This is a genomic window from Leifsonia sp. Y862 (assembly GCF_057669585.1).
The window spans coordinates 184,053-207,003 of record NZ_JBYHFR010000001.1 but is presented as its reverse complement, the minus strand read 5'-3'; the positions used below and the strand labels follow the sequence as shown (position 1 = coordinate 207,003).

At 63.6% G+C, this 22,951-nt stretch carries 22 protein-coding genes; 12 read left to right on the top strand and 10 right to left on the bottom strand.

Annotated features, from left to right (window positions below):
* Positions 1-173: 173 nt before the first annotated feature.
* Positions 174-2,732 (bottom strand): DEAD/DEAH box helicase, encoded by a 2,559-nt coding sequence (locus AC25Z0_RS00945; protein WP_488131996.1) that lies wholly within the window; start codon positions 2,730-2,732, stop codon positions 174-176.
* 67 nt (positions 2,733-2,799) lie between these two features.
* Here AC25Z0_RS00945 and AC25Z0_RS00940 point away from each other — a divergent pair, with 67 nt between their 5' ends.
* The 5 genes from AC25Z0_RS00940 to AC25Z0_RS00920 all read left to right on the top strand — a co-directional run bounded on the left by AC25Z0_RS00940 (position 2,800) and on the right by AC25Z0_RS00920 (position 6,300).
* On the top strand, positions 2,800-3,336 hold the full coding sequence (locus AC25Z0_RS00940; RefSeq protein WP_488131995.1) for a ferritin family protein: 537 nt from the start codon (positions 2,800-2,802) through the stop codon (positions 3,334-3,336).
* 2 nt (positions 3,337-3,338) lie between these two features.
* The gene (locus AC25Z0_RS00935) at positions 3,339-4,145 is read left to right on the top strand and encodes a family 1 encapsulin nanocompartment shell protein (RefSeq protein WP_488131994.1); all 807 of its coding nucleotides are present in this window, start codon (positions 3,339-3,341) and stop codon (positions 4,143-4,145) included.
* A gap of 122 nt (positions 4,146-4,267) precedes the next feature.
* Positions 4,268-4,831, top strand: coding sequence for a GrpB family protein (locus AC25Z0_RS00930; RefSeq protein WP_488118393.1), 564 nt, complete (start codon positions 4,268-4,270; stop codon positions 4,829-4,831).
* Positions 4,832-5,497: 666 nt separating this feature from the next.
* On the top strand, positions 5,498-5,707 hold the full coding sequence (locus tag AC25Z0_RS00925) for a hypothetical protein (RefSeq protein WP_488131993.1): 210 nt from the start codon (positions 5,498-5,500) through the stop codon (positions 5,705-5,707).
* Between the two features lie 92 nt (positions 5,708-5,799).
* Positions 5,800-6,300, top strand: a complete 501-nt coding sequence (locus tag AC25Z0_RS00920; RefSeq protein WP_488131992.1) for a hypothetical protein — start codon at positions 5,800-5,802, stop codon at positions 6,298-6,300.
* A 197-nt stretch (positions 6,301-6,497) separates the two neighbouring features.
* Here the strand turns inward: AC25Z0_RS00920 and AC25Z0_RS00915 are convergent, their stop codons facing one another.
* Complete coding sequence (locus tag AC25Z0_RS00915) at positions 6,498-7,010, bottom strand: hypothetical protein (protein WP_488131991.1); 513 nt, start codon at positions 7,008-7,010, stop codon at positions 6,498-6,500.
* On the bottom strand, positions 6,964-7,401 hold the full coding sequence (locus AC25Z0_RS00910; protein ID WP_488131990.1) for a hypothetical protein: 438 nt from the start codon (positions 7,399-7,401) through the stop codon (positions 6,964-6,966). Before AC25Z0_RS00910 ends, AC25Z0_RS00915 begins: the two co-directional genes overlap by 47 nt.
* A 17-nt stretch (positions 7,402-7,418) precedes the next feature.
* On the opposite strand from AC25Z0_RS00910, the gene AC25Z0_RS00905 reads away from it, so the two are divergent.
* Together AC25Z0_RS00905 and AC25Z0_RS00900 are read left to right on the top strand one after the other, a co-directional pair.
* Positions 7,419-7,622, top strand: coding sequence for a hypothetical protein (locus tag AC25Z0_RS00905; protein ID WP_488131989.1), 204 nt, complete (start codon positions 7,419-7,421; stop codon positions 7,620-7,622).
* Between the two features lie 799 nt (positions 7,623-8,421).
* Entirely contained in the window at positions 8,422-8,931 is a 510-nt protein-coding gene (locus AC25Z0_RS00900; protein ID WP_488131988.1) for a hypothetical protein, read from the top strand.
* Between the two features lie 449 nt (positions 8,932-9,380).
* Here AC25Z0_RS00900 and AC25Z0_RS00895 read toward each other — a convergent pair whose 3' ends face one another.
* The gene (locus tag AC25Z0_RS00895; RefSeq protein ID WP_488131987.1) at positions 9,381-10,829 is read right to left on the bottom strand and encodes a threonine/serine exporter family protein; all 1,449 of its coding nucleotides are present in this window, start codon (positions 10,827-10,829) and stop codon (positions 9,381-9,383) included.
* A 141-nt stretch (positions 10,830-10,970) separates the two neighbouring features.
* A complete protein-coding gene (locus AC25Z0_RS00890; protein WP_488131986.1) occupies positions 10,971-11,615 on the bottom strand; it encodes a dienelactone hydrolase family protein in 645 nt (214 codons plus the stop codon).
* 119 nt (positions 11,616-11,734) lie between these two features.
* Here AC25Z0_RS00890 and AC25Z0_RS00885 point away from each other — a divergent pair, with 119 nt between their 5' ends.
* Both AC25Z0_RS00885 and AC25Z0_RS00880 read left to right on the top strand, forming a co-directional pair.
* Complete coding sequence (locus tag AC25Z0_RS00885; protein WP_488118386.1) at positions 11,735-12,517, top strand: RNase H family protein; 783 nt, start codon at positions 11,735-11,737, stop codon at positions 12,515-12,517.
* 61 nt (positions 12,518-12,578) lie between these two features.
* The gene (locus tag AC25Z0_RS00880) at positions 12,579-13,760 is read left to right on the top strand and encodes a MarP family serine protease (protein ID WP_488131985.1); all 1,182 of its coding nucleotides are present in this window, start codon (positions 12,579-12,581) and stop codon (positions 13,758-13,760) included.
* Between the two features lie 101 nt (positions 13,761-13,861).
* Here the strand turns inward: AC25Z0_RS00880 and AC25Z0_RS00875 are convergent, their stop codons facing one another.
* Both AC25Z0_RS00875 and AC25Z0_RS00870 read right to left on the bottom strand, forming a co-directional pair.
* Positions 13,862-14,665: an SDR family oxidoreductase gene (locus tag AC25Z0_RS00875; RefSeq protein ID WP_488131984.1), complete on the bottom strand. Its 804-nt coding sequence runs from the start codon at positions 14,663-14,665 to the stop codon at positions 13,862-13,864.
* A gap of 13 nt (positions 14,666-14,678) precedes the next feature.
* Positions 14,679-15,248 (bottom strand): MarR family winged helix-turn-helix transcriptional regulator, encoded by a 570-nt coding sequence (locus AC25Z0_RS00870; RefSeq protein WP_488118383.1) that lies wholly within the window; start codon positions 15,246-15,248, stop codon positions 14,679-14,681.
* Between the two features lie 98 nt (positions 15,249-15,346).
* Between AC25Z0_RS00870 and AC25Z0_RS00865 the strand changes: the two genes are divergently transcribed.
* Positions 15,347-16,585, top strand: a complete 1,239-nt coding sequence (locus AC25Z0_RS00865) for a low temperature requirement protein A (protein WP_488131983.1) — start codon at positions 15,347-15,349, stop codon at positions 16,583-16,585.
* A 72-nt stretch (positions 16,586-16,657) separates the two neighbouring features.
* Positions 16,658-17,203 (top strand): type II toxin-antitoxin system Phd/YefM family antitoxin, encoded by a 546-nt coding sequence (locus AC25Z0_RS00860; RefSeq protein ID WP_488131982.1) that lies wholly within the window; start codon positions 16,658-16,660, stop codon positions 17,201-17,203.
* A gap of 65 nt (positions 17,204-17,268) precedes the next feature.
* On the opposite strand, the gene AC25Z0_RS00855 is transcribed toward AC25Z0_RS00860, so the two are convergent.
* Positions 17,269-18,594 (bottom strand): M18 family aminopeptidase, encoded by a 1,326-nt coding sequence (locus AC25Z0_RS00855; RefSeq protein WP_488131981.1) that lies wholly within the window; start codon positions 18,592-18,594, stop codon positions 17,269-17,271.
* Positions 18,595-18,855: 261 nt separating this feature from the next.
* On the opposite strand from AC25Z0_RS00855, the gene AC25Z0_RS00850 reads away from it, so the two are divergent.
* A complete protein-coding gene (locus AC25Z0_RS00850) occupies positions 18,856-19,266 on the top strand; it encodes a VOC family protein (protein WP_488131980.1) in 411 nt (136 codons plus the stop codon).
* Between the two features lie 101 nt (positions 19,267-19,367).
* Here the strand turns inward: AC25Z0_RS00850 and AC25Z0_RS00845 are convergent, their stop codons facing one another.
* Positions 19,368-21,566: an alpha-galactosidase gene (locus tag AC25Z0_RS00845; protein ID WP_488131979.1), complete on the bottom strand. Its 2,199-nt coding sequence runs from the start codon at positions 21,564-21,566 to the stop codon at positions 19,368-19,370.
* Between the two features lie 7 nt (positions 21,567-21,573).
* Complete coding sequence (locus tag AC25Z0_RS00840; protein ID WP_488118377.1) at positions 21,574-22,896, bottom strand: ABC transporter substrate-binding protein; 1,323 nt, start codon at positions 22,894-22,896, stop codon at positions 21,574-21,576.
* Positions 22,897-22,951 lie beyond the last annotated feature (55 nt).

The following is a 22,951-nucleotide window of genomic DNA, read 5'->3' as shown; positions in this document are numbered from 1 at the left end:
AGACGGCCCTGGCGGGCCTCGTGAATTCAAGCATCGCCGACCAACGGCAATCCCGCTGATTGAGGAGCGCCCGAGGAACGAGGCCGCGTCTCGAAATCGAGCCACGCGGGCTGAACGCAGCTGCGCTGCAGTTGCAACACCCGCATAGCTGCGTTCGACCCGCGCAGCGGGTTCTAGAGCCGGTTCACCCCGGTCACCCGCACGACAGCGGCCCCCGCCTCGTCCGAGGCGGCCAGGTCGACCTCAGCGCTGATGCCGAAGTCGTGGTCTCCTGCAGGGTCGTCGAAGATCTGGCGCACGGTCCAGCATCCGCTTGCCACTGTGCCGTCTGGCCGAGTGCCGGTCTCGTCGAAGATGATGAGTGACGCGCTGCGGGCGTTGCCGCCGGTCTGCACCTCGTCGTATTCGTCGAAGTAGTCGTCCATGGCGTTGGCCCATGCGTCAGCGTCGAAGCCGCTGTCCCGATCGAGGTCGCCGAGCGCCTCGTACTGCTCACGGGCAGCGAGCTGCACGCGCCGGAACATCTCGTTCCGCACCAGGATGCGGAAGGCGCGCACGTTCATCGTGAGGCGTTTCGGCGCTGGCGGCAGCACAGCGGTGGCGCCGGCCTCGTGCGCGGCGAGGTCGGGGTGGATCAGTTCTTCCCACTCGTCGAGGAGGCTGGAGTCGACCTGGCGTACCAGTTCGCCGAGCCATTCGATGAGGTCGAGCAGGTCTTCGGTCTTCGCCTCATCTGGCACGGTCTGCCTGGTTGCCCGGTAGGCATCCGACAGGTAGCGGAGCACGACGCCCTCGCTGCGGGCGAGCTTGTAGTACGCGATGAACTCGCCGAACGACATGGCCCGCTCGTACATGTCGCGCACAACAGACTTGGGCCGCAGCTCAAAGTCCGCAATCCAGGGCTGCGACAGCTTGTACGTGTCGAAGGCGTAGGTCAGCAACTCATTCAGCGGCTTGGGATGCGTGATTTCGTCGAGCAGCGCCATCCGCTCGTCGTATTCGATGCCCTCAGACTTCATGGCGGCGACGGCCTCGCCGCGCGCGTGGAACTGTTGCCCTGAGAGCACCGGACGCGGGTCATCGAGGGTCGCTTCGACGATGGAGATCATGTCGAGCGCATAGTTGCCCGTGCCGGTCTGCACAGTGGGGTCGGGGTCGAGCAGCTCGAACGCGGCGAGCGCGAAGGGCGACAGCGGCTGGTTGAGGGCGAAGTTCGGCTGCAGGTCGACGGTGAGACGGATGATGGTCTCCCCCATCTTCGCGTCGGTCACCTGCTCGACGATCCCGGCGGCACGCAGCGTCTTGTAGATGCCGAGCGCACGCTTGGCCAGTTCGAGCTGGCGCTTCCACGGCTCGTGGTTGTCGAAGACCAGCGAGTACACGTTGGCGAACGCGTCGCCGCCTCGGGCGATCACGTTGATGAGCATGGCGCTGGTCATCTGCATGCTGGAGGTGAGCGTCTCAGGCTCGGCCGCGACGATGCGCTGGAACGACGGCTCTCCCCACGAGACAAAGCCCTCAGGCGCCTTCTTGCGGATGATCTTGCGGCGCTTCTTGGGGTCGTCTCCGGCCTTCTCGATGGCCTTGAGGTTCTCGCTCTCGTGCTCTGGTGCCTGCACGACGACGGTGCCAGCGGTGTCGTAACCCGCGCGACCCGCACGCCCGGCGATCTGGTGGAACTCGCGAGCGTTCAGCTGGCGCATCTTCGTGCCGTCGTACTTGGTGAGCGCGGTGAACAACACGGTGCGGATCGGCACGTTGATGCCGACGCCGAGGGTGTCTGTGCCGCAGATCACACGGAGCAGGCCGCGCTGGGCCAGCTGCTCAACGAGACGCCGGTACTTCGGCAGCATGCCGGCGTGGTGCACGCCGATGCCCATCTTGATCAGGCGCGACAGCGTCTTGCCGAAGCTTGTCGTGAACCTGAATTCCTTGATCAGCTCCGAGATGGCATCTCGCTGCTCTCTCGTGGCCACCTTGGCGCTGGCCAGCGCCTGCGCGCGCTCGAGGGCGGCGGCCTGCGAGAAGTGCACGACGTAAATCGGTGACTGGCCGGTGCCGAGCAGGTCTTCGACCGTCTCGTGGATCGGCGTTGTCTCGTAGTAGTAGTGCAGCGGTACCGGGCGTTCGACACCCGTGACGACGGCGGTCTCACGGCCGGTGCGGCGCTTCATGTCTGCAGCCAGGTCGGTCACGTCACCGAGCGTGGCCGACATCAGGATGAACTGCACCTTCGGCAGCGTGAGCAGCGGCACCTGCCACGCCCAGCCGCGATCAGGGTCTGAGTAGAAGTGGAACTCGTCCATGACGACCTGGTCGACGGGAGTGTCCTCACCGTTTCGGAGGGCCAGGTTCGCGAGGATCTCCGCGGTGCAACAAATAATGGGAGCGTCGGAGTTGACGGAGGAGTCCCCCGTCATCATGCCGACGTTCTCCGCACCGAACACCTCGACCAGAGCGAAGAACTTCTCACTTACCAGCGCTTTGATGGGCGCGGTGTAGAAGGAGCGCTTGCCGGCGGAGAGCGCGGCAAAGTGAGCGCCGATCGCGACCAGCGATTTACCGGTGCCTGTCGGGGTGCTGAGGATGAGGTTCGCGCCGGAAACGATCTCGATGACCGCTTCTTCCTGCGCCGGGTACAGAGTGAGCCCCTGGCGGCCGGCCCAGAGCTCGAACGCCTCAAACAGCACATCGGGATCGGTTACGTGCGGCAGTGCTTCGAGTGTTGACATGATCCTTCGATCTTGCCTTACCCGGGCGTACTGTCGGAGCAGATCTGTTGGTTGAGAAGGAGTTCTCATGGGATTTGATCAGTATCACGAGCCGGCGAATGAGCTCTCGGCCGAGACCCGAACGTTCGCGCGCATGTGCGCCAACCTCACCGAAGAGGCGGAAGCCATCGGCTGGTATGAGCAGCGGATGTCACTTGAACCGGATGCCGTCTCCCACGCCATCATGGCCGACTCGCTGGGGGAAGAGTTCAAGCACTTCAGCATGGACCTGGAATTCTTGCTGCGGCAGAAGCCGCTCTGGCGCGAGACTGCGCGCGGCATCCTGTTCCAGGACGGCGACATCGTCGAGAACGGCGAACGCTCAGAGGCGGAGGCCGGCGCGAAAGCGGATGGCGGCTCGACGGGCGGCAGCAGCTCGAACAGCGGCAGCTCGAGCAGTGCGGCTGGGTCTGGCGGCCTTGGCGTTCCCGCTGGAGACAGCCGGTTTAACGGGACAGGCGTATCGCGCGCGACTGGCGGCAACCCTGCGGTGAGTGCCAGACGCGACGCAGCCACACAGGGCGCCGACCTTGGTATTGGAAGCTTGAAAGGCACGGGATTTTAGCCATGGACCATTTGTTGCGCGCTCACGCCCCGATCTCCGATGCCGGTTGGGCGCTGCTCGATTCGGAGGCAAAGCAACGACTGATCGCGGCGCTCGGCGCTCGTAGGCTCGTTGACTTCGCCGGTCCGTTCGGCTGGGAGTACTCAGCGACGAACCTGGGGCGCACGGAGTCGTTACCGATCTCGCCGGTCGAGGCGGTCACCGCCAGGCGGCGCCAGGTGCTTCCGCTGGCGGAGATCCGGGCAGAGTTCACCGTCTCCCGCGAAGAATTGCTTGATTACGACCGGGGCGCCGTCGACACGAATCTCGACAACCTCGACGACGCGGCCATGCAGATCGCCCTCGCCGAGAACATTGCTGTGTTCCACGGCTGGATGGCGGCGGGAATCGTCGGCATCTCAGAGGCGTCCCCGCACACGCCGGTGCCGCGGGTCGAGGACTTCTACGACTATCCGCAACGGGTGGCCAAAGCCGTCGAGGTGTTGCTGTCGAGCGGGGTGAGCGGCGCGTACGGGCTCGCCGTTGGCCCAGCGCACTACACGGCGATCATCGAGACGGCCGAGCACGGCGGCTATCCGCTGTTCGACCACGTGCGCAAGATCCTGGGCGGGCCGATCGTGTGGGCGCCCGGTGTGCGCGGGGGCGTTGTCGTCAGCCTGCGCGGCGGGGACTTCCTGTTTGAATCTGGCCAGGACCTCTCGGTCGGCTACGAGTACCACGACCCAGACGATGTGCACCTCTACCTTGAGGAGACCTTCAGCTTCCGGGTGGCGACCCCAGAAGCGGCGATCAGCCTGGATGCGTCCTAACGCCCCCATCAAAATCGTCGTTCCGCTCCGCTGGGCTGTCTCATACTTAACGGTGCGCATTGTGATTCGAGCAGAAGGCTATGCGGCATCGAAATTCCACGACCGAATGGACGGATGATCGCATGGCCAACAACGTTGAACGTCGTCGAGCAGACGTTGAAGAGGTCGAGCTAGTCGGCGGATCTGAAAAGCGCCATCTCGAAGTGGTCGGCTACGACGAGAGCTGGCCCGATATTTTTCTTGACCACCATGCACGAATGCGGAAGGCGCTTGGAACGGCGGATGTCGAGGTCGAACACATCGGATCGACATCCGTTCCCGGACTGGCAGCCAAGCCGATTGTCGACATCCTGGTCACGGTTGACGACATCACCGCAGAAGAGGACTATCTCGTTCCTCTCTTGGCCGCGGGATATGAGTTGCGCACTCGTGAGCCAGGCCACCGTCTGGTGCGCACGCCAGCACGCGATGTGCATATCCACATCCTGGAACGAGGCGACCACGCTGCAGACAACTACCTCCTCTTCCGCAACCATCTCCGCGCGGATTCGGACGACCGCGCTTTATACGAAGACACAAAGCGAGCATTGCTGAATCAGGGCTTCGACGACATGAATGCATACTCCGATGCCAAGACCGACGTGATTGCGGGCATCATGAGTCGGGCGCTCTCGGCTGGAGCCTAAGTCGACCTGCAACACCTCGTGCAACGTTCCGGCGATTGAGGAGCGTCCGAGGAACAGGCCCGCGCCCGTGCTCCTGGGCTCTGTCGGCAGTTCCGCCCGACCACTCTGAAACCGAGTTGGGAGTGGGGCGGCTGCCGATTGGATTTCCCGTCGATACGTTTCGCGATGTAGCACCGCCCCGGACGTTTGTTAGTTTTACTTCCGTCCTGAATGGAACCTGCTTGGTCTCGCGGTCGACATGCTGTTCCTTGGGGGTGTCGCATAACCAGCGGCGAATACTGCGAATCAAGCCGGACGTTATGCGACTCGCTGCGACACGAAATTTCGGTGATATTGCAAAAGCGCTGGTGGAACAAGCGCAGCCCTCGTCCCCGCCCCGATCGCCGAACTGGTCTGGACCTGCCTCTACAACCGGCCCGATCAACGAACCCTGAACGCTGAGAGCTCCTGGCTGTTCACCGGGACACTCGCCGGGCAACACATCCACCCCGACGCGCCCATGCAAGTCATCAACCGGCCGGCAAGAACGCAGCCGCTCCCATGGCCAGATACGTCCAGCTCAAGTCCCCGCCCTCCATCCGCCGGTTGACGACCACGAAGCTATCGACTGAGTAACATCTCATGAGATATCCGGGCGAACTTGTCGCGTTTCGAGAGTATAAGAGCATGAACCACATCCTCATCCCGGCAGCAATCGCTGTGCTTGCCGTTGGCACGGTCTGGAGCGTTATCGGCTGGGTTCTGTGCAACTACGTCGAGTCGGTGCCCGTCATTGCCGGCCGATGGGTCCTGGGGACAGGCTTCGGGGTACTCGCCTTCGGCGTACTGCTTTACATCTGGCCAGTGCTCTTGATGTTCTTCGTACGGCCGGCATAGTCTCCAGCCAGTCGGAACCCGAAGTTCTAACACATTCACAACGAATCCGCTGGAGCCCTCCGTCGCGCTCAGTGGTGTGAGAGCGTCGAAGTATGAGCAGACACGTGGATCATTCCCGAAAAGCGTGGACGGCCGTCATCGGCGTCATTGTCTCCGCCACACTCTCGGGGTGCGCCGGGGCGCCATACATCGACTGCTCGGCTGTCGGCTACATTAACACTTTGTCCGTGCAGCTGACCGGCGACGCCAGCCAAATCGAAGAGGTGCGCCTATGCGATCTCGACGGCTTCTGCTCTCAACTCGGTCACGGAATACAGCCGGTCGAGACGTCCTCCTCTCCGCTCGTCGGCGGCGTCACTCCAACCGTCGCATCTACCTCACCGTTGGACGACCTCTCGCCATACACGGCCAGCGGAAGCGGGAACTCATGGTCGTTCCGGATGCCCAACCAGCCTGAACAGGGCACGATCACGGCCTACTATGCCGACGGCTCCGTGGCAGCAGAAGTTGCCACAGACTTCGTCTGGATTCGCAGCACCGCTGAATGTGGAGGCCCAGCCGAAGCCGGTCCAATTGTTCTCCCTTTGACCTGATCCCGTAGCTCATCACGAATCGAGTAATGAAAAGAATGCGGCCAAGAGCGCTCACAGATGGTGAGGAAAATCGCCCGACCACGGGCGCAGTGTGTCATAGTCTCTGCGCCTCATAACCCATGGGTTATGAGGCGCATCGCTGCAGCGTTGCCAGGTCAGGGTGCCCGGAGTGAGGCCTGACTTTTCCTGCGCATTGCTTATGATCCCCGCGAGTAGGCCCTCGTGGCTGGAATCCAGAGCAGGATCGCCGCTATGAGTGCAATCGCGGAGATGAAGTACTGCATTGGGTCAATGTTTAGGAAGGCCGTAAGGATCTGAGCGACGAAGTAGAGGACGGCCCAGACCGCCGCAGATGCGGATCGCTGCAATACGGCAAGGCCCACCCACACGGGCAGTACGACGAGAAATATGGCCGTCAGCAAAAGGGCTATCAGAAGTACCACGGTGGTCGACTCGTCGAAATCGAAAAGGAGCACGAAGACTCCTGTCACGAACGTGACCAGGTTGAATGCTCCGGCTACGAGCAGCGCCGAGGCACCGAGCCAGAGGGTCAACGGTCGTTGGCTCATTTCTTTCGAGGGCACATCGAGTCTGGGCGTCCGCGACGCCTTTATGAAACCGTGTCCATCGAACATGTAGTCCTTCGATTTCTCCACTTTGAGGTCAGGTAGCGACGTGTCCTGCGGCCGAAGTTTCGCGTCGAAAGCCAATGATTCCTAAATAGGCGAGCACTGTCGTCCCGCAGATTCCAAAGAATCCAGCCAAAAAGGGTGCGTCCACGCCGAAGCCGCCGCTGAAACTGACGACCGCATACCCCGCCACCGCCAGCGTCACAAGGAGGATATAGGACAGTCGCACGAGCCAGCCGATCGGCGAACGCACAAGGGACAACAAGATCAAGGCGGTCAACGGCGCAAGCATTAGCCCGCCGAAAAGCAACGCGGGCGCCACGCGCACATCACGACCTGGGCAAGGCCCCATGAGAAGACAGACCGTTGAGAATCCCTGAGCCATCCAAAAGATCAACCAGGTAACGACGACGATAGCGACGGCAGGTAGCCATATCCTGAAGCGAAGTTTAGTCTGTATGCCAGAAGCCATGTCAAGAGTGTCCCATCATGACCCGCCGAATGCTCGATCGGAATACGAGAACTGAGCATCTGAATTCAGACTCGGCCTTTCACTACTTCAACGGCGATCCGGGAGACGGCTTCGTACCAATCAGCAATGTTGTCGGCCGCGCGCTTGTCGTGAGTTGGCCTGCCCCGCACTGGAGTTGGCTGGGCAGCTATCCCGCGACGTTCACCGGCATTGACGAGTAAGCGAGTGCCAAGGCCGCTCTCTGAGATTGCCGCAGTGCGCTGATGAGGATCGGGCCCTAAGCCCATGCCCGCCGGCCAGACACTGATTCATGGCCGCCAAAGCCGTTTTGCGGAAAGCTGGAGGCACGGTTGCGAGCGGACGGCCGCGACCAAGCAACCTTCGCCTTGCAGAACGTTATAGAGATGGCACGAGCGCCGGCGCAGGCGATCACTACGCTGATTTGATGACGAACACACGGGATGAACTGGTCGAGAGCCGACCCTTGTGGCATTGGACGGCACCCGCTGCTGTGGTCACCGTCGCATCCGTTTGGCTGACCTGGGCGACGCAGCCGCTACCGATAGAGTGTCCGGCGATGCCTCCGGCGCCGACTGGCTGTGCCGTCGACGTGGGAACAGATCCCGCCGTTATCGGCAGTGCTATCCTCTTCATTTTGTTCACGGCACTGTTGGTCACCGGCGCGGTAGTTCAACCCGGCCGTCGCGACAGTGCACTCCGAGTCAGCTTGATCGTGGTTGTTGTAGCCGGTGTCTTAGTACCGTTGTGGTCGCTTGGGTCTGTTGGCTTCCCGTTCGCAGGGATCCTGGGTTGAAATCGAACCCGGCATTCAGATTTCTCATGGTGATCCTCGTCGTACTTGTGGCGTTGGTGATCGTGGTCGTCGGGCTTCTATTTCTCAATCTCATGCCGTTCGCAGAGCCGGTCAGTGCTTTGAGTTCCACTCCGCTCCTATAGGGGTGATGGACCCGCATCTAGCCGGTCGATAGTGTGTGATGCCAAAGCAGAAAGCAGGACATCATGTCCCAGGCCTCGCAGTTGGAAACACCACCGGCAGCGCCTTCAGTACCTGGCGCGGAGATCCTCGCCCGTGTTCGGCGTTTACTCGTGGTGGGTCTGCTTGCTGCCTTTGGGTACTCGATGCTTGTGCATGCCAGTAAAGGCTATTGTCCAGGCGGAGTGAATGCCGACGGCAGCTTCATCGACGCTGCCGGGAACGCGACTGATACCGCGCCGATCTGTGTATCCCTTACCCTTTATCCCAGCGCATTGGTCTTTGTCGCAATCGCTGTGGTCGCGTTCGGTGCGCTCACGCTGGTACTTCGCCGCGCGACAGACATTTCCTCAGCCATCCGGTATCTCGATCGGGCGGCTGCCGCTATTGCGATCCTCACCGTTGCGTCGGTCGTTATCAGCCAGATTTGGTTTGCCATGATCCCAATCACTGACTGGGACGGAACAGGGACGTTCTTCTACCCCTTCCCGTTCGGATCAGTGGACTTCGAAACTGAACCGATGTCGATGGGCTAGCCCTTACCCGCGTGGACACCGTCGCCCGCGTTTGGCTGACCTGGGCGGCGCCGGCGATGCTTCCGTCGGCGACTGGATGTGCCGTCGACGTGGGATTAAATCCCGCCGTTATCGGTAGCTCTGGCCTCTTCCTTTTGTTGAAGAACGGCGCGGACTATGGTCTGAGCATGGCCCGGCGAGACGCGCTGTTGTTCGGGCGTACGACCTACCGAATGATGGAGTCGGCGTGGCGAAAACCGGTCTCGGGTGGGTGGCCTGACTGGATGGAAGAGTGGGAGATCCCCTTCGCTGAGACCATAGACCAGGCGAAGAAGTACATCGTGTCTAGCACGCTGAGCAAGGTCGATTGGCGGTTTGCGCGAGCGCATTCAGCTCGAGCTCGTGGATCGCCACGACTTCCGGTCGGGAGTGGTCGCTCTACGATTCCGGCCCCTGGAGAAAGGAAGCGCTTAACGCGCCCCGCGGGTCCGGCGCCCCGCGAGCATGGCCGAGCGGTCGAGGCCAAAGATCCGTCTGGCAGCAAAACCACCGATAGTCGTTCCCGCTGCGAGTCCAATGCCTGTCGCCAGCGCAATCACCATCGCGGGAAGGGCCTCTGTCACTCCGTTCGCGGAGTCCATCAACGCATACAACGACCGGTAGACCGCGAGCCCAGGAATCAGGCCGATGATGCCCGCCATAGTCATTGCGCTCTCCGGCACTTTGACCCAGCGGAAAATGAGGTACCCGATCACGCCCGCCACAATGCCGGCGATCCCCGGCGCGAGCCCCGGCTGGGAGGCAAGGGGAAGTACCAGCGAATACACGGCGAAAACGAGACCGGCCAAGGCGCCCATCAGTAGTACGTAGCGCAGTCGCACGTAGGAGGTGAGCGCGAATCCCACGCCGATGAGCGCGGAGCCGACTACGCCGGGAACGAGACCAATCTCGCCACCGAGCGATGTCCCGATCGTCACGGGCAGTCCCATCCGCATCGCAGCGCCCAGAACGATCGAGATGCCGACGGCGAGGCCAAGAGTGAGCATGAACACTTCCATACCGCGTGCGGTCGCCGTGACGTAATACCCGTCGATGGCGTCGCGAGCGGATGCGGTGAGGCCGACGCCGGAGAGAAGCGTGATGATCCCCGCGATAACAATGACGGTGGGGCTATTGGATCCCGGCAGTTCGATGCCCATCGACCGCAACCAGAAGATGAATACCGCGATGCTGGTCGTTGCCATGGCCGCCGCAATCTGGGCGAAGAAGTCGGGTACCAACAATCGTCCGAGCTTGCGGGTGATGAAGTCCGAGAGAATTGCCGTTGCCGCCGCGATGAACACCAGGACGAAGCTCACGTCGAACATAACCACAACTCCGGCAGCGAGAACGGCCTTGCCTGCGGTGACCACCCAGCGGCGGTACGGATGCGGGCTGGTCAGAATCGAGCTAAGACTCTCACGTGCTTCCTCGACACCGATCCGACTATCGGCGCGGGTTATCTCGTCGATCAGCAGGTACACATTCTGCAGCCGCGAGTAGTCCGTGGTTCGCACCTTCACGACTCGCATCACCGACATGGGGTCTTCATTCATCCCGCGATGGATCGAAACGGTAAGAGATGTGAACGTGATGTCCACGTGCATTCCGCTGACGCCGTATGCAGTGCTGACCCTCAACACGGTGGCCACAACGTCAGCAGCAGAAGCGCCAGTGGCCAACATCGCCTCCCCTGCACGCAGGCACAGGTCGATCACTAATCTGGCGTGCCGTTGCGGCATCTGGTCGTCAGCGGTGACGATGGATATGACCTGGGTGGGAGCATCGATCGTGCGAATGGCGTCACCAGCCAGCCGCGAGATGGATCGGCTCACGCGATCTCGAAGGACGTCACGCCGGTGGTTGGTGCTGTTGGTCACGCGTTCAGGTTACGGGCTGATCACGCCCCCAGCAGTCTGGACTCACGGACAGGGAAGAGGCGATTGATCCTCACGTCCCACGCGTCCACCTGGTCTTCACCGGTGACCGAGCCGTGCTCCACCGACCAGCTCGGCGGAGCCCTATGGCTGGCCCTCGGTGACATTTGGACGATCGTGGTCAAGGCCTCGCGATGATGGCGCATCATCAGAGCGAGTTCGTTGGAGAAACGTCAGCGTGCGGTCTAGCAGTAGCGCGGTCGCAGCCGCGTCGTACGACGGCAGCGTGCTGTCGGCGAAATAGTGCTGGTCACCCGGATAGAGGAACAGCTCAGCATCACCAGTCGAGTCGACGAGCGCGCGGGCAGCGTCGATGTCGCCCTCGCCGACGAAGATCGGGTCGGCGTCCATGCCATGCACCTGCACAGGAACGCCATCCGGCCAGGCAGAGCCGAACTCAGAGACGGGAACACAGGAAGAGAACAGTAGAGCGCCTCGTGCGCCCACGCGGGTCTGCGCAAGTATCTGTGCGGGGAGCACACCTAGCGAGAAACCGGCATAGACCAGTTCGACGGGTAGTCCCTCAACCGCCCGCGTGCCGCGGGCGATCACTTCGCCGAATCCGATCTGCTCGGCATAGACCATCCCCTCATCCACGGTCTCGAAGGTGCGACCTTCATAGAGATCGGGCGTGTGCACGGTATGCCCAGCCTCGCGCAGTTCGTCGGCGAAACGCACGATGCCCGGCGTGAGCCCCAGGGCGTGGTGGAACAGAACGACTTCGGCCATTTCTTCAGCTCCATCTGCTCGCACTGGATGATCGGTGTCTCATAACCTAAGCACCGCGGAACCCCGGAGAGACAGGGAAACGGGTAAAAACGCATCGAGCCAGATGAAAGACTGGACTCATGACGATTACCGCTGCCGCCGACGGTTCTGCTCTCGGAAATCCAGGACCTGCAGGCTGGGCCTGGTACGTCGATGACTCCTGCTGGGGGGCCGGCGGCTGGAAGCACGCCACCAACAACCAGGGCGAGTTGAAGGCCGTGCTCGAGCTCTTTCGGGCCACCGCGCACCTCGACGACGACCTGCTCGTGCTCTGCGACAGCCAGTACGTGATCAACTCGATCACCAAGTGGATGCCCGGCTGGAAGCGTAAGGGCTGGAAGAAGGCCGACGGCAAGGCCGTGATGAACATCGAGTTGCTCAAAGAACTCGACGAGGTATTGGCCGGCCGCCGCTACCGGTTTGAGTGGGTCAAGGGTCACGCAAACCACCCGCTGAACGAGGCTGCCGATTCCCGCGCGCGTGCCGTGTCTGAGGCGTACCAGCGCGGTCTGCCGATTCCCTCAGGCCCCGGTTGGGTGCGAGCCGGCGACCCTGTTGCGGATGCCGCAGCTCCGGCATCCGCTGCCTCGACGGCCAGCGCCACGAAGACGGCCTCCCGAGCAACGGCTGAGCGAGCAACAGCCGAGCGATCCACCGCTGAGCCGCTCGGACTCTTCGACTTTTCAGATGACGATGAAGGCTTCGCCACCCTCTCAGATTCGATGCCGGACGAGTCAGGCAACGACTCAGGTGACTGGACTACGCTCGCTCTCACGCTCAGTTCGACCGAACACGCACGCCTTGTTGCACGAGCACGGGAACGTGGCGTCGGGGTCGAGGAATTTCTGCGCAGCCTGATCTAAGCGCAGGTCCCCGGCTGGCAGCCACTGGGTAGACCCAGGAACAATCAAGGAAAAGGACGCAATGATCGGCTCGGTAATCCTTGACGTGATTCTGACACTGCTGCTCGTGTCGTTCTTCGTCTCCGGATATCGCAGCGGTTTCCTCGGCAGCCTCAGCGCACTCATCGGCGTGGTGGTCGGCGGGATTGCGGCCTACATTCTGGTTCCGCTCGTCAGCGCCTGGATTCCCGCGCCTGAGTGGCGCACTCCAGCAGCCCTGGCCGCAGCCGTGATCCTCGTGCTCGCCGGCCTCAGCCTCGGGCAAACCGTGGGCCACGCGCTTCGCCGCCGTACTCATCGCTCACCGCTGCAGATCATCGACCGACTTCTGGGAGCGGCCGTCGCGACGGTGGCATCCGCTTTGATTCTGGCGATGCTGGCCACCAGCGTTGGCGCGCTGGGGGCGCCGGGCATCTCGCAGGCCATCGCGTCATCCACTGTCCTCCGCACCATCGACACACTGACGCCAACGCCCGTCCAGGCGTTCCTCGCCCAGCTGCGCTCCGCAGCCGTCAATGAGGGGCTCCCCCGGGTCGTCGACGCGTTCACGGGTGAGGCACCGCAGATTCCCACGCTCGACCTCGGCACCGCAGAGTTGAACGCGGCAGCGCAGTCGGTTGTTCGTATCACCGGAAACGCATATGCCTGCGGACAGAACCAGTCAGGCAGCGGATTCGTCGTCTCCGACGACCGGATCATCACCAACGCGCACGTCGTGGCCGGGGTGACCGAACCCGTGGTCCAGGCGCTCGACGGTCAGGCCATCCAGGGGAACGTCGTCTATTTCGACCCGATCGACGACCTCGCCGTGATCGCCGTCGATGGCCTCGACACCAAGCCATTGTCGCTGACACCCAACCTGCCGGTCGGTGCGAGCGCAGTCAGCGCCGGCTACCCGTTCGGCGGCCCATTCACGTCGAACCCCGCGCAGGTCATGGCTGTCACTGACCAACTCGTCGCCGACATCTACGGGCAGAATCCGTCGCCCAGGCAGGTCTACACGCTCGCGGCCGATATTGAACCGGGTGATTCAGGAGGCCCGTTGCTGAGCCTGTCGGGCAGCGTGGCCGGCGTCGTGTTCGCCAAGTCGACAACCACCGACAACGTCGGCTACGCCCTGGCCATGGCTGAGGTGCAGCCGGTAGCCGCTAAGGCACCCTCGTTGAGAGCACCGGTAACGACGGGCGCCTGCATCAGCGACTGACCTGCATCAGCGACTGAATTGAGCGGATGCTCGGCAAGCGACCAGTGTCGCCAGCCGAGCATCCGCTTCGTGGTCTATCTGAACTGCTGTAGAGCTGCTGCCTACTTGCTGCGCGGTGCCATGCTGACAGGCCAGTCATTCGCACGGAAGAGCGCCTCTGTGCCACCGTCGACGACGATGATGCTGCCGCACAGGAAGTCGGCTGCCGGCGACAGCATGAACATGATCCACGCTGCGATGGCCTCAGGGTCGCCGAATCCGCCAACCGGAACCGGGAAGGCTTCGATTGCGGCACGGCCGGGGCCGTCAAGCTGCGACTGCAGCAGCGGAGTGAGAATGGCGCCCGGTGCCATGACGTTCACACGGATGCCGGATCCAGCCCACTCGGGCAGCACAGCCATGCGACGCACCCAGCGGGTGAGTGCAAGCTTCGATCCGCCGTACACAAAGTTCGAGGCGTACTCACCGAAGTGTGCCGTCAGTTCGGGCAGCGTGTCGAGCTTGTCGTTCAGGAAGGCCTCAACGACGTCGTCGGGGATGCCGGGAATCGTTGTCGAGGAGTTGGAGCCGATGACGACGATCTTGCTGGTGCCGGCTGCGGCGAACGAGTCGTGCAGCGCAACGAGGAGTTCGGTCGTGCCCTTGAAGTTGACCTGGGCGATCAGGTTTTCGCGGCCGGGAATCGGGCCGAGGCCAGCGGCGAAGACGCCGCCGTCGAGCTTTCCACCTGAGGCGGCGATGACAGCCTCGGCAGCGGATGCGCGGCCCTCAGCGCTCGACAGGTCGGCGACGACATCCGCATCGCGCAGGTCGATGCCGATGACGGTGTGACCCTCGGCGCGCAGCTTGTCTGCACTTGCCTTGCCCATGCCAGAGGCAGATCCGGTAACGACGTATGTACCCATGGGGAACTCACTTTCAGTTGGTGTGTTGCGTTTTCTTGAGGTGTGGCTTGGCGGCCGCGACCGGCGTCCGATCCTCTGTCTTGACCGTCTCGGCCAGACGATGCGCAAGCGCCGTCAGCGTGTTGACGTCTTTGGGCGCCCAGTCGGTGAGCAGATCGGTCATCATCAGGTCACCGCTTTGGAACAGCTGGACTGCCGCTGCAGATCCGGCGGCGGTGAGGCCGACGAGCGATGACCGGGAGTCGCTCTCGTGAGCAACCCTGGTGACGAGGCCCGCCGCGCTGAGCCGCGAAATCAACTTGCTCGCCGTCGGGGCAGACAATTTGAGTCCAGCGGCGAGTTCTGACGGACGCAGCTGGCCCCGACGACCGAGCAGGTAGACAGCGGAGATGGCGCTGGAATCCAGCTGGACTCCTGAGCGTCGCGCGAATTCCTCGAGGAACGAAGCGGATGTCCACTCAGACACGATCGCGAGCAGCGAGGTGAGCAGGTCTGACTCGTACGGCAGCGTAGCGGTGCGCTCGACCGCGGCGTGTGCGCCGCTCGTCGCCGACGTTGAGCTGTCGTCAATCTTGCGTGCCATGCTGTACGTACTCCTCACGGCCGCGGAATGAATCCAGCAGCAGGAATCTACTTGCCGATGGAAAATAGTCTACTCTTCTCCACACTACGCTGGTGCGCATGACGATCGGATTCAGTCGCGACCTGCTTCGTCCGGCAACGGGCACCGACTCGCACCGCGTCACCTTTGTGGAGTTGTTCTTCGACCTGGTGTTCGTCTTCGCGGTCACCCAGGTGTCCCATGTGTTGCTGCACGAGCAGAGTGCGATCGAACTCGGTCATACCGTCATGCTTATGATCGTCGTGTGGGTGGTGTGGATCAACACCACCTGGGTCACCAACTGGCTGAATCCGGAACGCGGGCAGGTTCGCGCGCTGCTCATTGTGCTGATGCTGCTCGGAATTCTGATGGCCAGCGCCCTCCCAGACGCCTTCACGAGCAAGGCGGTGCTGTTCGCCAGCACACTGGTGCTGATCCAGTTGATACGGAGCGGATTCACCGTGCTCGCGTTCGCGAAGCATCGCCCTGCCCACGCGGTCAACTTCGTGCGCATCGGATTGTGGCAGGTGGTGGCTGGCGCGCTCTGGCTCTGGGGTGCGTTCGCGCCGGAGGACGTGCGCATCTGGATCTGGCTCGTCGCCCTGTTCATCGACAGCATCGGCGCGCGCGCACGCTACTGGGTTCCCGGCCTCGGTCAATCGGGCTACGACACCTGGGACATCTCTGGCGAACATATGGCAGAGCGAGTGAGCCTGTTCTTCATCATCGTGCTGGGCGAATCCATCATCGTCACCGGATCGAGCTTCGCGGAGGCCCCACTCGAGTGGCCATATGTGCTCGCCTTCCTGGCCGCATTCACCGGCACAGTGTTGATGTGGCTGCTGTACTTCGCGCACGGCCAGCAACGCGGCAGCGACTTCATCAGCCACGCAACCGAGCGCGGCTCGATCGCCAGGGTCGCGTACACCTACGTTCCGATCATCATGGTGTTCGGCATCGTGGTGTCGGCTGTGGCGGATGGCCTGGTTCTTGAGGCTCCCGTCGCAGAGCCAGAGGCGTGGACGGCCGGACTCACCTGCGGGTCTGCGGCCCTGTTCCTCGGCGGCAATGTGTTGTTCAGGCGGGCGATCGGCGGGCGCACCCTGATCAGCCACCTCATCGGCATTCTCGCGCTCGTGGCACTCGCCATCGCCTACCTGGCGCTGTCACCGCTGGCCCTCGCCTGGTTGGTGAACGTGGTGCTGCTCGCGGTCCTCCTGTCGGACGAAGTGAGCTGGCGACGAAGCGTGCGCGCCGGCACGGACGACGATGCCAGCGCCAGCCCGGCGGGCACCCCTCCAGCGGATGTCGACCTGTAGCCAGCCGATCGGCATCGGCGTAGCCTCGAATCAGGCATCCGTCAAGGTATCCGTCACCGGAAGGAGCCCATCGTGCCGTACGTCGACGACCCAGATCAGCTACCAGAATTGCCAGAGCCAGGCCCCCGGGATGGCCGGCATGGTGTCGACCGCGATTCAGACTACGACCCATTCCCGCCGCTCAGGATCGAGCCGGGCCGCGCTATCATTCCGCTGCGCGTTCCGATCGCGAATGCGGCAACCCACCTCTCGGTGCTGGTTGACCGGGTGTGGCAGGGCGAAGACGTGATTCTGATGCGCAATGGGCACGCAGTGGCACGACTGACGTCTGTTCTGGCCCGTACGCCGAGCACGACCGTGCCGGTGACGGCCGATGTTGAGCCGGATGCGGCTGCCGCGATGTCGGATGCGGAGGCTGACGCAGAGGAGCAAGGAACCACTCTGGGAGCCGACACCGACGCGAAGCACATTCCGCCGGAGGCAGAGCCAGAACCAGAACGTGAATTCGAGGGCGAAGAGCAGTTGCCTGAGCTTCCAGACCCCGGCCCCCGGGACGGCCGACACGGGGTCGATGGAACCAAGCCGATCAGACGACGGGCGAAGCGGCTGCCACACTAGCTCGCGTCTGCAGGCGGGAGTGGGCGATTTCGCCCACTCCCCTATTCGTCTCTTGGTCTGTTCGTCTACTCGCCGGCGAAGAACGCCGACAGTGCGGCAGACAATGCCACCGGGTCATCCACGTGGCACAGCTCGCGCGCCGAGTGCATCGACAGCAACGGCACACCGACGTCGACGACGCGGATGCCGAGCCTGGTCGCGGTGAGCGGGCCGATGGTGGAGCCGCACGGCACCGTGTTGTTGGAGACGAACTCCTGGAACGGCACACCGGCGGCCTCGCACAGGCGGGTCCAGAGGGCTGCACCGGCGGCATCCGTTGAGTAGCGCTGGTTCGCGTTGATCTTGAGCAGCGGCCCACCGCCCGCGATGGGGCGGTTCACCGGGTCGTGGCGCTCCGGGTAGTTCGGGTGCACGGCGTGGCCGGCATCGGCGGAGACGCACCACGATTCGGCGTAGGCACGCAGCCGATCTGAGACGGTCGCGCCGAGGCCTTCACCGATGCGGGAGAGGATGTCGTCGAGCATCGGGCCGCTCGCGCCGGAGCGCGACTCCGAGCCGAGCTCCTCGTGGTCGAACGCGGCGAGCACGCTGATGTGAGAGGGCGCAGCACTGCTGTCGGCGGTCGCGTTGTCGGCGGCGTCAGTGCTCTCGGCGGTTTCCTCCGCCGTGCCGAGGAGCGCGATCAGGGCGGCGAAGACCGAGCTGAGGTTGTCCATGCGGCCGGCCGCGAACAGTGAATCGTTCAGGCCGAACCGTGCAGGCGGGTTGGTGTCTGCGGTCAGGATGTCGTAACCAACAACATCCGCTGCAGCAACGCCGGCCAGTTGGGCGAGGTGACCGACAAGGTCGGCCTCGCTGGCATCTCCGACGCCGAAGACAGGGCTGAGGTGGCGCTGCTTGTCGAGGGTGAGACCGCTGTTGGCCTCACGGTCGAGGTGGATCGCCAGTTGCGGGATGCGCAGGAACGGGCCGGTGCGCACGAGGTGCGTGGCACCGTCACGGGTGACGAGCCGTCCGGCGAGCTCGAGTTCGCGGTCGAGCCAGGAGTTCAGCAGCGGCCCGCCGTAGACCTCGACGCCGGCCTGCAGCCAGCCGTTCGACCCAGTGGTCGGCTTCGGCTTGAGCTTGAAGCCCGGTGAATCCGTGTGGGCGCCCAGGATGCGGAACGGTGTCGTCGGCAGTGCGCCGGCCGGTTGGATCCAGGCGATGATCGCTCCGTCGCGGATGACGTAGTGCTTTCCGGCGTCGCTCCCCCATGCGTCCGATTCGGAGAGGCCGGTGAACCCGGCGGCGTCGAGGCGCCGGGCAACCTCGGCGGCGGCGTGGTACGAGGTGGGCGATGCGGCGATGAACGCGGCGAAGTCGTCGATGAAAGGTGGCATGACATCCATGGGTCAATCCAATCACGGGCTGGAGCGCGGGCTGTGCAACTCCTGTACGAGTGCTGGACACTGGCGGGATGCTGGCGGCGTGCGGGCCGGATGCTCGTGGCGTGTTGGCCGGAAGCTCGCGGGGCTAGACCGGGGCTCGCCGCTCATGCTTAATGGGAGACATCCGCTGTCGTACAACACGCGGCGTACAACGTCGCCCACTTGCGTGCGCCGAGGCCCACGTCCCACCACGAATCAGATCGGAAGCGAACCACTATGACCATGATTTTTATCAATTTGCCCGTGAAAGAACTCAAGCGGTCCGTGGACTTCTGGACGGCGCTCGGGTACACCTTCAACCAGCAATTCACCGATGAGAACGCCACCTGCCTCGTCATTGATGACAGGCACATCTACGCCATGTTGCTCGTGGAGGACTTCTTCAAGACCTTCACGCCGCGCGAGATCGCAGACACCGCCACATCGGTCGAAGTACTGATCGCTCTGAGCGCTGACAGCAGGGACGATGTCGACACCCTCGCGGATGCTGCACTGGCCAACGGTGGCAGCCCGGCGGCTGACCCACAGGACTTCGGCTACATGTACGGGCGCAGCTTCCTCGACCCAGATGGCCACCAGTGGGAAGTTACCTGGATGGACATGACCCAGACGCCGCCGACTCCCGGGGCCTGAGCCTCGACTGTTCGGCCCCTCGCTGGACCGCCGGCGCGCCCGTTCTTGCCGGTCGCGCCAGCTATAGCGGGCGCGCCCACCGGCAACGGGCGCGGCGACGGCTACATCGCTTTGAGTGAGAACAACTGCGCTTGCTCAGGTGCCAGCAGCGCGCCAGGCAGGCCCACTTCCGCGAGCACGCGACCGCTGAGCGTGACGCTGCCCGCAGCCAGCCAGTGGGGTGGAGCATCCTGGATCGCCCGCGAGAGCATCCGGGGCGCATCCGCGACATCCGCGGCATCCGCGACATCCGTTGTATCCGCAACCTGGGCGACATCCGTTGCTGCGGCGGCCAGCGCAAGCGGGCTGACGACATACGACAGCTCCGGATCAAGACCGGGGAACCGCAGAGGTGCAGGCACCGCAGCACGCGGAGCTGCAAGCGCTACCTGCGCGAAGACAGCTGACCGACGGTCGGCAGCGACGACGCCGTGCAGGGCGAGCGCAGGGTCGCTGCTGTCTGCCCGCACCACGGTGCCGGTGTGCAGTAAACCCCTGAGCGAGCGGTACAGCGCAGACCACCCTGCGATGATCGCGCGTTCGTCCGGCGTCGTCTCGATGAGGTTCCATTCGATGCCGGCAGAGCCGAACAGCGCTGTCGCCAGGCGGAAGCCGAGGTCGGAGGTGCGCCAGGTGGTGTGCGAGGTCGCGGCGCCGAGGTGTCCGCCGAGGTACTCAGGCGGCACCAGGATGCTCGTGTAGCGCTGGATCTCCTGACGCTCAAGCGGGTCGTTCGTGTCGCTCGTCCACACCCGGTCGACTCGCTCGAGGATGCCGAGGTCGATGCGGGCGCCGCCCGATGCGCAGGACTCGATCTCGACATCCGGGTGAGCAGCCCGCAGTGCGTCGATGAGCCGGTAGAGCGCCGTGGTCTGGCGATGGGCTGAGCCGCCCAGCAGGTCGCGGTTGTGATCCCACTTGAGGTAGGCGATCGGGTACTCGTTCAGCAGGGCGTCGAGGCGCCCGAAGATGTAGTCGAAGGCATCCGGATTGCCGAGGTCGAGCACCCGTTGGAACCGCCAGGTCAGGGCAGCGGATGCGCCAATCACCCAGTCGGGGTGCGCCTGGGCCAGCTCGGAGTCGAGGCTGACCATCTCCGGCTCGACCCACAGGCCGAATTCCATTCCGGCGTCGTGCACAGCGGCAATGAGGGGCGAGAGCCCGGACGGCCACTTCTGGGCGTCAACGAACCAGTCGCCGAGTGCACGGCGGTCGTCGGTGCGTCCGGTGAACCAGCCGTCGTCGAGGACGAAGCGCTCGACGCCCACCTCGGCCGCGGCCGAGACGAGGCGCTTCAGGGTCGGCAGGTCGTGGTCGAAGTACACCGCTTCCCAGGTGTTCAGCACGACAGGGCGTGGGCGCGCGATCGTTGACCACGAGCGGATCCACGGATGCAGCCGGTCGCTGAGACCGTCGAGTCCGGTTGCCGAGTACACGGCGACGGTCCACGGCGAGGTGTAGCTGCCGCCAGCGGGCACGCCCAGTTCGCCGGGCGCGAGGAGTTCACCGCTGCCGAGCGTCGCAGCGCCAAGGGCGGAACTCTCCGCCCACTGCCGCTTGTCGCCGCTCCAGGCCAGGTGCGTCGCCCACACTTCTCCGGCACGGAAACCGAAGCCGGGGGTACCGGCCACCATGAGGAAGGAATCGTCGTGGCCTGGACGGCCGTGCCTGGACTCCCTGCTCCACAGGCCGTTCGCCAGCGGGGTGCGCTGCGGGCGGCGCTCGTGGGTCCAGAGCCCAGAGAAGTCCAGAATCTCGCGCGCCCGATCGGGAATGGGGAGCGTCACGTCGAGGGAGGCCAGCTCCAGCGCGGTCGCGCCGGCGTTGGTCAGCGTATGCCTCATGCGCAGCACGCCGTGTTCGGTGAGCTCTAGCTCAGTGGTCACCGAGACCTCTGCGCCGGCATCCGTCAACTCAATGACCAGCGACAGCGGCGAGGTCGCCTGCACGCCGGCGAGGGAGAACGACGCGGCGCCCAGCGACGCGCCGCCCAGCGACGCTGTCACAGGCATGCCGGGGCGGAACCCATCGACACCCGGTCGCCCGCTCCAGCCTTCGGCCAGCGTTGGCAGGATCGAGAGCCGCAGCGGCACGTCGATCGAACTCGGGGAGATTGCCGGAACAACGGCATCCGCGAGCACGGTCAGCTCGCCGGCACTCAGCTCACCGAGATCTGCCCCCCAATGCACGATCGAGGGCACCCGCGTGCCGCGGGCATCAAGAAGAAGGCTGACGCCCGCGGCACGAAGGTGGTGGATCACTTTTCAACTACTCCTTGACAGGAATCGACTGCGCCTTGAGCGCCTTGATGGTTGCAGCCTGACCAGACGCCAGTGCGTCGGCCAGTGTGCCGTCGCCGGAGACAGCGGCCTTGAAGCCGTCTGAGACGTCGTTGTAGGTCTGCGTCATGGTCGGTCCCCAGGTGAAGTCAGGGTTGACCTCAGCGGATGCCGCTGCAAACACATCGTAGATGGGCTGGCCGCCGTAGAACTCGACGCCTTCCTTGAGCACGGGAAGGTTCAGACCGTCCTTGGTGGCCGGGTAGATGTTGGCCGACTTGTTCAGCAGGGTGAGCGCCTCGTCTGAGGTGTTCAGCCACAGCGCGAACTCTGCTGCCTCGTACGGGTGCTTCGAGCCCTTGAAGACTGCTGTCGACGAGCCGCCCCAGTTACCTGCCGCGGTGTCGCCGGCCTTCCACTGCGGCGACTGTGCCACTGCCCACTTGCCCGCGGTGTCTGGTGCTCCGCTGGCGATGGAGTTCGCACCCCACACGGCGGAGTTCCATGACCACACCTGGCTGGAGTTGTACGCGTTGTCCCACTCGCTGGTCCAGGCAGGGTACGTCGAGACGAGGTCGCGGTCGATCAGGTCCTGCCAGTAGTCGGCAACGGTCATGGAGGCGTCGCTGGTCAGGTCGACGGTCCAGTTGGTGCCGTCGTTCTGGAACCAGCTGCCATCGGCCTGCCAGACGAAGCTGGCGAACTGGTTGATGTCGCTCTGCGAGAAGTTGGTGATGTACCCACCGGCAGCGCGCACTTTGACGGCGGCGTCAGCGTACTCGGCCCACGTGGTGGGAACGGCAATGCCGTTGGCTTCGAAGAGGTCCGCGCGGTAGAACAGTGCGGTGGGGCCAGAGTCCTGCGGGATGGCGTATGCCGCGTCATCTTCGCCGAAGCTCACCTGGTTCCAGGTCCAGTCGACGAACTCGTCCTGGGCAGCCGCGACGTTTTCGCAGGCAGCGAGGTTGGTCAGGCCATCCTGAACACGGAAGTTCGGGAGGGCGTCGTACTCGATCTGGCCGAGGTCTGGCGCGTTGCCGGCCTTCAGCTGGTTGAAGAAGTTCTGGTAGGTGCCGCCGTTTCCGTTCGGACCGGTCTGGACGGTGACCTGGATGTCGGGGTTCGCTTTGTTCCACACCTCTGTGACTTCTTCGATACCCGGAATCCACGAGGTGAAGTTCAGCTTCACGGCGCCATCGGATGGCGCGCAGGCGGACGCGTCAGTGCTGTCCGATCCGGTTGATGTTGCGCAGCCTGTCAATGCCAGGCTGGAGAGCAGGACGACGGTGACCGCTCGCTTCTTGAGTTGCATGATTCTCCTCTAATGGGTGATGCAGGTGGGTAGTGCAGACGGGTAATGCAGATGG

What these genes read in the sequence shown, in the direction of transcription:
- AC25Z0_RS00945 (WP_488131996.1), bottom strand. Translation starts at nt 2,732, where the DNA reads ATGTCAACACTCGAAGCACTGCCGCACGTAACCGATCCCGATGTGCTG.
- AC25Z0_RS00940 (WP_488131995.1), top strand. Translation starts at nt 2,800, where the DNA reads ATGGGATTTGATCAGTATCACGAGCCGGCGAATGAGCTCTCGGCCGAG.
- AC25Z0_RS00935 (WP_488131994.1), top strand. Translation starts at nt 3,339, where the DNA reads ATGGACCATTTGTTGCGCGCTCACGCCCCGATCTCCGATGCCGGTTGG.
- AC25Z0_RS00930 (WP_488118393.1), top strand. Translation starts at nt 4,268, where the DNA reads ATGGCCAACAACGTTGAACGTCGTCGAGCAGACGTTGAAGAGGTCGAG.
- AC25Z0_RS00925 (WP_488131993.1), top strand. Translation starts at nt 5,498, where the DNA reads ATGAACCACATCCTCATCCCGGCAGCAATCGCTGTGCTTGCCGTTGGC.
- AC25Z0_RS00920 (WP_488131992.1), top strand. Translation starts at nt 5,800, where the DNA reads ATGAGCAGACACGTGGATCATTCCCGAAAAGCGTGGACGGCCGTCATC.
- AC25Z0_RS00910 (WP_488131990.1), bottom strand. Translation starts at nt 7,401, where the DNA reads ATGGCTTCTGGCATACAGACTAAACTTCGCTTCAGGATATGGCTACCT.
- AC25Z0_RS00905 (WP_488131989.1), top strand. Translation starts at nt 7,419, where the DNA reads ATGACCCGCCGAATGCTCGATCGGAATACGAGAACTGAGCATCTGAAT.
- AC25Z0_RS00900 (WP_488131988.1), top strand. Translation starts at nt 8,422, where the DNA reads ATGTCCCAGGCCTCGCAGTTGGAAACACCACCGGCAGCGCCTTCAGTA.
- AC25Z0_RS00890 (WP_488131986.1), bottom strand. Translation starts at nt 11,615, where the DNA reads ATGGCCGAAGTCGTTCTGTTCCACCACGCCCTGGGGCTCACGCCGGGC.
- AC25Z0_RS00885 (WP_488118386.1), top strand. Translation starts at nt 11,735, where the DNA reads ATGACGATTACCGCTGCCGCCGACGGTTCTGCTCTCGGAAATCCAGGA.
- AC25Z0_RS00880 (WP_488131985.1), top strand. Translation starts at nt 12,579, where the DNA reads ATGATCGGCTCGGTAATCCTTGACGTGATTCTGACACTGCTGCTCGTG.
- AC25Z0_RS00875 (WP_488131984.1), bottom strand. Translation starts at nt 14,665, where the DNA reads ATGGGTACATACGTCGTTACCGGATCTGCCTCTGGCATGGGCAAGGCA.
- AC25Z0_RS00870 (WP_488118383.1), bottom strand. Translation starts at nt 15,248, where the DNA reads ATGGCACGCAAGATTGACGACAGCTCAACGTCGGCGACGAGCGGCGCA.
- AC25Z0_RS00865 (WP_488131983.1), top strand. Translation starts at nt 15,347, where the DNA reads ATGACGATCGGATTCAGTCGCGACCTGCTTCGTCCGGCAACGGGCACC.
- AC25Z0_RS00855 (WP_488131981.1), bottom strand. Translation starts at nt 18,594, where the DNA reads ATGGATGTCATGCCACCTTTCATCGACGACTTCGCCGCGTTCATCGCC.
- AC25Z0_RS00850 (WP_488131980.1), top strand. Translation starts at nt 18,856, where the DNA reads ATGATTTTTATCAATTTGCCCGTGAAAGAACTCAAGCGGTCCGTGGAC.
- AC25Z0_RS00840 (WP_488118377.1), bottom strand. Translation starts at nt 22,896, where the DNA reads ATGCAACTCAAGAAGCGAGCGGTCACCGTCGTCCTGCTCTCCAGCCTG.